Raw genomic sequence first — 7,654 nt, 5'->3', positions numbered from 1 at the left:
GGTGCACACCCGTCACCAAGGAGTCGGGCAAGCATCGCGCGGTGCACTTCCGCTGGGCCTGCAACAAGCGCTTCCGCCAGGCGATGACGACCTTCGCCGACAACAGCCGGCACGCCAGCCCGTGGGCGAAGAAGATCTACACCGAGGCTCGGGCCAGTGGTAAGGACCATCCACACGCGGTGCGTGTCCTGGCCCGCGCCTGGATCCGCGTGATCTACCGATGCTGGCGCGACGGCACACCGTACGACCCACGCAGACACGGCGCCGCTGCCGCCCTCATCGACCAGATCGCGGCCTGAGGTTGACACAGGGGGTGTCATCGGCCCTCCAGGTAGCGGTGGACGAGCGAGACCGCCATCGCGCCCTCGCCCACGGCCGAGGCGACGCGCTTGACCGATCCGGCCCGCACGTCGCCGGCCGCGAAGACGCCCGGCATGCTCGACTCCAGGTGGTAGGGGTCTCTGGACGGCGCCCATCCGGCCGGGCGGCTTCCGTCGGCGAGCAGGTCGGAGCCGGTCAGCACGTATCCGTTCCCGTCGCGGGCCACCACGTCGCCGAGCCAGTCGGTGCGCGGCTCGGCGCCGATGAAGACGAAGAGCCACGACGTCGGCACGGTGGCGACCCGGCCGGACCGCCGGTCGCACAGGGTCAGCCGCTCCAGGTGGTCGCGTCCCTCGCCCCCCACGACCTCGGTGTTCGGGTGGACCTCGATGTTCGCGATCCCCTCGATCTGGTCGATCAGGTAGCGCGACATCGACCGGGTGAGGTCGTCGCCCCGGATGAGGATGTGCACCTTCCGGGCGAAGCGGGAGAAGTACACCGCCCCCTGGCCCGCCGAGTTGGCCCCGCCGACGATGTAGATCTCCTCGCCGGAGCAGTTCGGGGCCTCGATGGCGGCCGAGCCGTAGAAGACGCCGCGGCCGGTCAGATCGGCGAGGCCGGGCGCGTTCAGGAGGCGGTACGACACGCCCGTGGCCAGCACGACCGTGTGCGCCGCGACGGCCGTGTCGTCGGAGAACCGCAGCAGCGTGACCGGGTCCTGCCGTTCGAGGCCGACGACCTCGCGGGTGGTGAGCATCTCGGCGTTGAACTTCTGGGCCTGCCTGCGGGCACGGTCGGTGAGCTGGGCGCCCGAGACGCCGTCGGGGAAGCCCAGGTAGTTCTCGATCCGGCTGCTCTGCCCCGCCTGGCCGCCGGTGGCCCGCTGCTCGACCAGCAGGGTCCGCAGGCCCTCGGAGGCGCCGTACACCGCCGCGCCGAGCCCGGCCGGGCCCCCGCCGATCACGGCGAGGTCGTAGAGGTCGGAGGCGGGGGTGGTGGCCATGCCGACGTGCGCGGCGAGGTCGGTCTCCGTGGGCCGGGCCAGGGCCTTGCCGTCCGTGGTGATCACGACCGGCACGTCCGCCTCGGCCAGCCCGGCCGCGGCGAGCAGCCGGGCGCCCTCGGCCTCGTCGGCCCGGATCCAGCGGTACGGCACGAGGTTGCGGGCCAGGAAGTCGCGCACCGCGAACGATCGCGCCGACCAGCGGTGCCCGACGACCTTGGTCTCCGGCATCGTCACGGCGGGGGTGGCGAGCCACGCCTCCAGCAGCGCGTCCAGCACCGGGTAGAGCTTCTCCTCGGGCGGGTTCCACGGCTTGAGCAGGTAGTGGTCGAGATCCACGATGTTGATCGCGTTTATGGCCGCGTCCGTGTCGGCGTACGCGGTGAGCAGCACACGGCGGGCCAGCGGGAAGACGTCCATGGCGGCCTCGAGGAACTCGATGCCGTTCATTCCGGGCATCCGGTAGTCGGCCAGGAGCACGGCGACCTGCTCGCCGCGCAGCTTGATCTCCCGCAGCGCCTCCAGCGCGGTGGACCCGGATTCGGCCCTAATCACGCGGTAGCGGTCGCCGTACCGGCGGCGTAGGTCGCGCGCCACCGAACGCGAGACAGAGGGATCGTCGTCGACGGTGAGGATCGCGGCGTTCTGCACCTCTCCAAGGTACTGGCGATAAACATGATCCGGTTCATCCCCGAAGGGCCATAGGTCCCATGTCAGGGGGACGTTCGCCGCTCGCCGCACCAATGGGTATGACGAAGTCTGAGGAGGGACGGGGAGGAAGATGCGATGCCCATGACCGTCCGGGACGTCATGAACAGGTTCGTGGTCGCGGTCGAGGCGGAGGCCTCGTTCGGCGAGGTGGTGACCGCGATGTGCCGGTTCCACGTCGGAGCGGTCCCCGTCGTGGACGGCGACCGGCGGGTGCTCGGCATGGTCAGCGAGGACGATCTGCTGCTGAAGGACATGGACCGGCGGATGGGCGACCTGCTCTTCGAGGGGCCCACGCGTCACCGGGAGCGGAGGAAGGCGGCGGGCCGGCTGGTGCGTGATCTCATGAGCACTCCCGCGATCACGGTCACCGAGGACACCCCGGTGCGGCAGGCGGCCTGGCTCATGCACCGGAACAGGATCAAGGATCTTCCGGTGGTGGACGAGCAGACCGGGCGCATCACCGGGCTGGTCCGCAAGTCCGACCTGATCAGGGTGTTCTGCCGCTCCGCCGAGGACATCCGCGACGACGTCCTCGAAGTGATCGGGCCCTGCTCCGGACGATGCTCACTGCGGGTCGAGGACGGGATCGTCTACCTGGAGGGCAGTGTGGAGCGGCGTTCCCAGCTCAGGGCGCTGCTGGAGGACGTCTGGCGGGTGGACGGCGTGGTGGACGTCGACTCCGACGTCTCGTTCGAGATCGACGACCTGGGCCAGATGACCCCGCCCGTCACCCGTCCATGATCAGTACGGCGGCTCCCTCCACCCGGTCGGCGGCGAGGTCGGCCAGCGCCCGGTCGGCGGCCGAGAAGGCGTAGGGCGTGGTCGTGACCTGAGGGCGGTGGAGGGACGCCAGCCGGAGGAACTCCCGGCCGTCGGCGCGGGTGTTGGCCGTGACGCTGCGCAGCGTGCGCTCCTGGAACAGATGGCGCCGGTAGTTCAGCACCGGGATGTCGGTCAGGTGGATCCCGGCGACCGCGAGCGTCCCGCCCCGGTCGAGCGCGGCGAGGGCGACCGGCACGAGGTCGCCCACCGGGGCGAACAGGATGGCCGCGTCCAGGGGCTCCGGCGGCGGGTCGGCGCTGCCCCCGGCGGAGGCCGCGCCCAGCCGGAGCGCGAGTTCCCGGGCCGCCGCCGACCTCGTCATCACGTGCACGGTCGCGCCCTCGGCGATCGCGATCTGCGCGGTCAGGTGCGCCGAGGCGCCGAAGCCGTAGATCCCGAGCCGGCCGCCGGGCGGCAGATCGGCGCGGACCAGCGCGCGGTATCCGATGATCCCCGCGCACAGCAGCGGCGCCAGCGTCTCCGCCGGAGCGTCCTCCGGCAACGGGTAGACGTACGCGGCGGGGGCGGTCAGCAGTTCGGCGTAGCCGCCGTCGGCGTCCCAGCCCGTGTAGGCGGACGCGGGACACAGGTTCTCCGCGCCCCGCAGGCAGTAGCGGCACCGGCCGCAGGTCGAGCGCAGCCACGCCACGCCCACCCGCGAACCGGGCGGCGGCCCCGCCGTGTCCGGGCCGAGGGCCGCCACCCGCCCCACCACCTCGTGCCCGGGAACCGTACGGGGCCGCCTCGGGGGGAGATCGCCCTCGGCGAGGTGCAGGTCGGTGCGGCAGACGGCGCACACCTCGACGCGGATCAGCAGTTCCCCCGGCCCGGGCACGGGATCCGGCAGTCCGGCCCGTTCCAGGGGCCCCGTCGCGACCGGCCCCGGGCGGGCCACGACCCAGGCGTCCACGGCTAGCCGTGCCGGATGCGCCGGCCGCTGATCTCGACCGGCTCGATCCTGATGTAGAGGGGGCGCTCGCCGCCCGCCCACGTCTCGACCTCCTTGTGCACGTCACCGGTCACGTGGTGGGCCCCGCCGCGGACGAGCACGCTCCAGCCCTCCCGCGTCCTCTCGTCGATGCGGTCGACCTCGAAGGCGACCATGAAGTCGGCCCCGGTGACGCCCGTGCGCAGGTCGGCGTCCATCGGGCCGCCGAGCGCCGTGCGGAACAGCACCGCGCCCTGCTCCACCGTGTAGTTGACCGGCAGGATCACCGGGCCGCCGGGGTGGGTGAAGGCGATCCTGCCCACGCCCCCCGGGGAGATCAGCCGCAGGCAGTCGTCGCGGTCCAGCTTCTCCAGGTGCGGCAGGCCGGCGGGTGCGGTGTTCTCACTCATGCGTTCCTCTTCTTCACAGTCGGGTCCTACGGCCTCGTTCGGCACGCGACCAGCGTCCCGTCCCCGGCGCCGGCGGCGGCACCGCCGTCCGTCACGTTCCGGGGGACGAAAGGCCCTTGGCCGCGTCTCCTCCCTTGGCCGTCGTTTGCCGTAATCCCTCCTTTAGTCGCATGCCCCGGATGGGCACGACCGTCACGTGACTCCCGCCGGGGGAGCGCCACGGGGAGGACTCCCCGTCATCACCACAACGGGAAGGACGCCGCGATGAGGCCGTACGGACAACCACACGCCGATCACCCGGCGAGGCCCTGATGGAGGTGCTGAGCGGCCGTGTGCTCCTGCGCTCCGCCGACCGGGCCGCGAGCCGCCGCTTCTACCGGGACGTCCTGGGTCTGGCGGTGAGCCGGGAGTTCGGACCGGCCGAGGACCCCGGGGTGGTGTTCTTCCTCGGGGCCGGATTCCTGGAGGTCTCCTCGCACGGCGGCGGCGCGCGGGAGAGCCCGGCGCTGTGGCTCCAGGTCCGCGACGTCCGGCGGGAGCACGAACGGCTGGCCGGCGCGGGGGTGCGGGTGTCGCACCCGCCCCGGCTGGAACCCTGGGGCCTGGTGGAGATGTGGATCGAGGACCCCGACGGCCTGCCGATCGTGCTCGTCGAGATCCCCGAGGGACATCCGCTGCGGCGCGATCCCCGATCCTTCACCCCTCATCCCACCTGACCAGGATGAGTGTGATCCGGGTCTCACCTCGCCGTAGGCTTCTACTGGGAGACGGTAGCCTTAATTTCCTACCGGATTCGTGGGAGAATCGGGCGATGAGTACCTGGCCATGTGAGACGCCGACCACCGCCGCCGTCATGGCCGCGCGCTGGGTGAGGTCGGCGGCCGTCGACGACGCCCTCGGACGGCACTGGCTGGCCAATCCCGATCCCCGGGGCCGGTCGGCCGGCGCGGGGAACGCCTCCTCCCTGTACGCGGGGGCGGCCGGCGTCGTGCTGTTCTTCCTGGAGGCCGCCGCCGCCACCGGCGACCAGACGTATCAGGACGACGCGCTCGCGGGGGCGCGGCGGCTCGCCGCGACATGGCGGGAGCAGCGCGATCCGACTTTCTACCACGGCCGGGCGGGGATGCTCTTCGCGATGGCCGAGACCGGCTGGGCGACCGGCGACGAGGAGGTCCACGAGGCGGCCCGCGCCGCCGCCGACGGCCTGGTGCGCGACGTCCGCCGGTTCGACGACGGCGTCGGCTGGACCGGGGACCCGGCGCTGCGCGGCGACGGGGGGATCGTGCTCGCGCTGCTGCACGCCTCGGGCCTCCTTGGGGTGTCGGCGTACGAGGAGGTGGCCGTCGAGGCGGGCGGGCGCATCGCGGCCCTCGCCGTGCCCGGCCACCGCTTCGGCGGAAAGGCCTGCCCCGACCTGCCCGTGGACGCCGTCACGCCGGGGTTCCTGTCGGGTACGGCGGGCACCGCGTTCCTGCTCGCCCGGCTGCACGGCGTGACCCGCGACGCGCGGTTCCTCGCGGCGGCCCGCCGGGGGGCCGACTTCGTCCGCACGGTCAGCGTGGTCACCGACAGGTGCGCCCGCGTCCCGCACCACCTGCCGCAGGGGCGCCGCCTCCACTACCTCGGCTTCTGCTCCGGCGCGGCCGGGGTGGCCCGGATGTTCCACGAGCTGCACCGCGTCACCGGCGATCCCGGCGACCTGGACTGGGTGGAGCGCCTCGCCCACGGGATCGTGCAGAGCGGGCTGCCGGAGCACGCCCCGCCCGGCCACTGGGACGTGGCCTGCCTGTGCTGCGGCACGGCCGGGCTGCTGGAACTTTTCACCGGCCTGTACGCGGCCACCGGGCGGGAGCCGTACCTCGCCTTCGCCCGCACCCTCGCCGCCGATCTCATCGGACGCGCGGCCGGGGACGAGGAGGACGGCTTCCGCTGGTACCAGGCGTACCGCCGGCTGCGGCCGGAGGAGTTCACCGCCGACACCGGCTACATGGTGGGCGCCGCGGGGATCGGGACCGCGCTGCTGCACCTCGCCGCCACCGAGGCCGCCACCGAGGCCGCCACCGAGGACGCCGCATCGGCCGCGGCGGGGGGTGGGGCGCAGGGCGGCCCGCGCCGTCTGATCCTCCTGCCGGACAACCCGTTCCCGGCGATCCCGGTCCCCGCCGCCGTTCTGCGCGGGGGCGACGCCTGAGCGGCGCCCCTTGGCGGCCGGCTCCACAGGTCCTTCGAAGGTCGTCTTCGGAGCTCGTCTCAGGGCCGTCGCCGGAACGGGGCGAGCGTGGCGCGCACGAGATCGGCGGCGCCCCAGTCGGGGTCGAACTGGGCGATCACGGCCAGGTGCTGGCGTAGCTGGAGGATCGGCATCCGTTCGCGCCAGTCGCGGTCGAGCCCGGTCAGCTCGGCGTAGAGCTCGAAGAACACGTGCGCCTCGGGCGGCGGCGCCGTCGTCCACAGGTGGGCCAGGTCGACCTCGGCCCACGTGTACGACACGGCCGGGTCGATCAGCGCGGGCCGCCCGTCAGGGGTGGCCATGACGTTCAGCGCCCACAGGTCGCCGTGCGTCAGGCACGCGGGCCGCACGGGCAGCAGCTCGGGCAGCCGGTCGCACAGCCGCTCCAGCGCCGCCCGGTCCGCGACGTCGAGCGCCTCCCGGACGCGATGCTCGCCGAGCCAGCGCAGCAGACGGTGCTGGGCGAAGAACTCGTACCCGTCGTCGTCCCACGTGTTGACCTGCCGGCGACGGCCCAGCCAGTTGTCCCTGTGCCACCCGAATCGGGGGTGCCGCGTGGTGGTGTGCAGGTGGGCGAGCGCATGTGCGAGCTGCTCCCAGAAGGCCCCGGTGCCCGGCCGGGGCCGTAGCACGGACAGCACGAGCAGGTCGCGGTCCATCAGGATGATCTCGGGCGTGGCGACGCCGCCCGTCTCGCGGAGCACGGTGAGCCCCTCGGCCTCCGCGGCGAAGGCGTCGTCCGACGGCGGCTCGCCGAACGCCTTGACGAACACCGGTGTGCCGTCACCGCGGCGCGCGAGCCCCGCGATCGCGGCGAGGCCTCCAGCGGCCGGCTCGACCGCGACGACGTCGGTCAGACCGGCCGTGTGCAGGCGTTCGAGCAGGACGGACGTCGTGTCTGTCACGGGTGTGCTCCTGTCTGCCGGCCGCGCGTCATGGCATGTCAGGGCCGAGCCGGCGGCGGCGCACTCATCGGTGCCGGCTGTGTGCTTCTGTCGAGTGTGCTCGCCTTGTCGAGTCGTGCCGCTGGACGGTGCCGTGCGTCGTGGGGGAGCGCCCGGCGGCGGGCCTGCCGCCGAGGTGAAAATGTCACCACCTCGTCCGGCGTCATGGGGGTCAACCGGTCGGGCGGCGAGTTCATGTGCGTCCGGGGGCGCGGAGTGCTCCACCGGGCCGTCCCTGATCAGCGACTACAACGGGACCCCGACCGGGTTCGGGACGGGACTGCG

Annotated in this window: 7 protein-coding genes and 1 pseudogene; 4 read left to right on the top strand and 4 right to left on the bottom strand. The window is 73.0% G+C overall.

Annotation, left to right across the window (positions count from 1 at the left end):
• A pseudogene (locus tag HHX33_RS07375) lies at positions 1–299 on the top strand (IS110 family transposase); the annotation flags it as partial.
• 17 nt (positions 300–316) lie between these two features.
• Here the strand turns inward: HHX33_RS07375 and HHX33_RS07370 are convergent.
• On the bottom strand, positions 317–1,975 hold the full coding sequence (locus HHX33_RS07370) for an FAD-dependent oxidoreductase (protein WP_117408485.1): 1,659 nt from the start codon (positions 1,973–1,975) through the stop codon (positions 317–319).
• Between the two features lie 135 nt (positions 1,976–2,110).
• On the opposite strand from HHX33_RS07370, the gene HHX33_RS07365 reads away from it, so the two are divergent.
• The gene (locus tag HHX33_RS07365) at positions 2,111–2,776 is read left to right on the top strand and encodes a CBS domain-containing protein (RefSeq protein ID WP_182873923.1); all 666 of its coding nucleotides are present in this window, start codon (positions 2,111–2,113) and stop codon (positions 2,774–2,776) included.
• On the opposite strand, the gene HHX33_RS07360 is transcribed toward HHX33_RS07365, so the two are convergent.
• Together HHX33_RS07360 and HHX33_RS07355 are read right to left on the bottom strand one after the other, a co-directional pair.
• Complete coding sequence (locus HHX33_RS07360) at positions 2,763–3,767, bottom strand: zinc-dependent alcohol dehydrogenase family protein (RefSeq protein WP_182873922.1); 1,005 nt, start codon at positions 3,765–3,767, stop codon at positions 2,763–2,765. The genes HHX33_RS07365 and HHX33_RS07360 overlap by 14 nt on opposite strands.
• Positions 3,768–3,769: 2 nt before the next feature.
• A complete protein-coding gene (locus HHX33_RS07355; protein WP_182873921.1) occupies positions 3,770–4,195 on the bottom strand; it encodes a pyridoxamine 5'-phosphate oxidase family protein in 426 nt (141 codons plus the stop codon).
• A gap of 311 nt (positions 4,196–4,506) precedes the next feature.
• Here HHX33_RS07355 and HHX33_RS07350 point away from each other — a divergent pair, with 311 nt between their 5' ends.
• Together HHX33_RS07350 and HHX33_RS07345 are read left to right on the top strand one after the other, a co-directional pair.
• Positions 4,507–4,911 (top strand): VOC family protein, encoded by a 405-nt coding sequence (locus tag HHX33_RS07350; RefSeq protein WP_182873920.1) that lies wholly within the window; start codon positions 4,507–4,509, stop codon positions 4,909–4,911.
• Positions 4,912–5,006: 95 nt separating this feature from the next.
• The gene (locus tag HHX33_RS07345; RefSeq protein WP_182873919.1) at positions 5,007–6,386 is read left to right on the top strand and encodes a lanthionine synthetase LanC family protein; all 1,380 of its coding nucleotides are present in this window, start codon (positions 5,007–5,009) and stop codon (positions 6,384–6,386) included.
• 59 nt (positions 6,387–6,445) lie between these two features.
• Here HHX33_RS07345 and HHX33_RS07340 read toward each other — a convergent pair whose 3' ends face one another.
• Positions 6,446–7,330 (bottom strand): fructosamine kinase family protein, encoded by an 885-nt coding sequence (locus HHX33_RS07340; RefSeq protein WP_182873918.1) that lies wholly within the window; start codon positions 7,328–7,330, stop codon positions 6,446–6,448.
• Positions 7,331–7,654: the final 324 nt, after the last annotated feature.

The organism is Microbispora sp. H10670 (assembly GCF_014161385.1).
GTDB lineage: Bacteria > Actinomycetota > Actinomycetes > Streptosporangiales > Streptosporangiaceae > Microbispora > Microbispora triticiradicis.
The sequence above is the reverse complement of the archived record's forward strand: the minus strand, read 5'-3'. Positions and strand labels throughout refer to the sequence as shown.

Coding starts and splice junctions, on each gene's coding strand:
- HHX33_RS07365 (WP_182873923.1), top strand. CDS start 2,111: ATGCCCATGACCGTCCGGGACGTCATGAACAGGTTCGTGGTCGCGGTC.
- HHX33_RS07355 (WP_182873921.1), bottom strand. CDS start 4,195: ATGAGTGAGAACACCGCACCCGCCGGCCTGCCGCACCTGGAGAAGCTG.
- HHX33_RS07350 (WP_182873920.1), top strand. CDS start 4,507: ATGGAGGTGCTGAGCGGCCGTGTGCTCCTGCGCTCCGCCGACCGGGCC.
- HHX33_RS07345 (WP_182873919.1), top strand. CDS start 5,007: ATGAGTACCTGGCCATGTGAGACGCCGACCACCGCCGCCGTCATGGCC.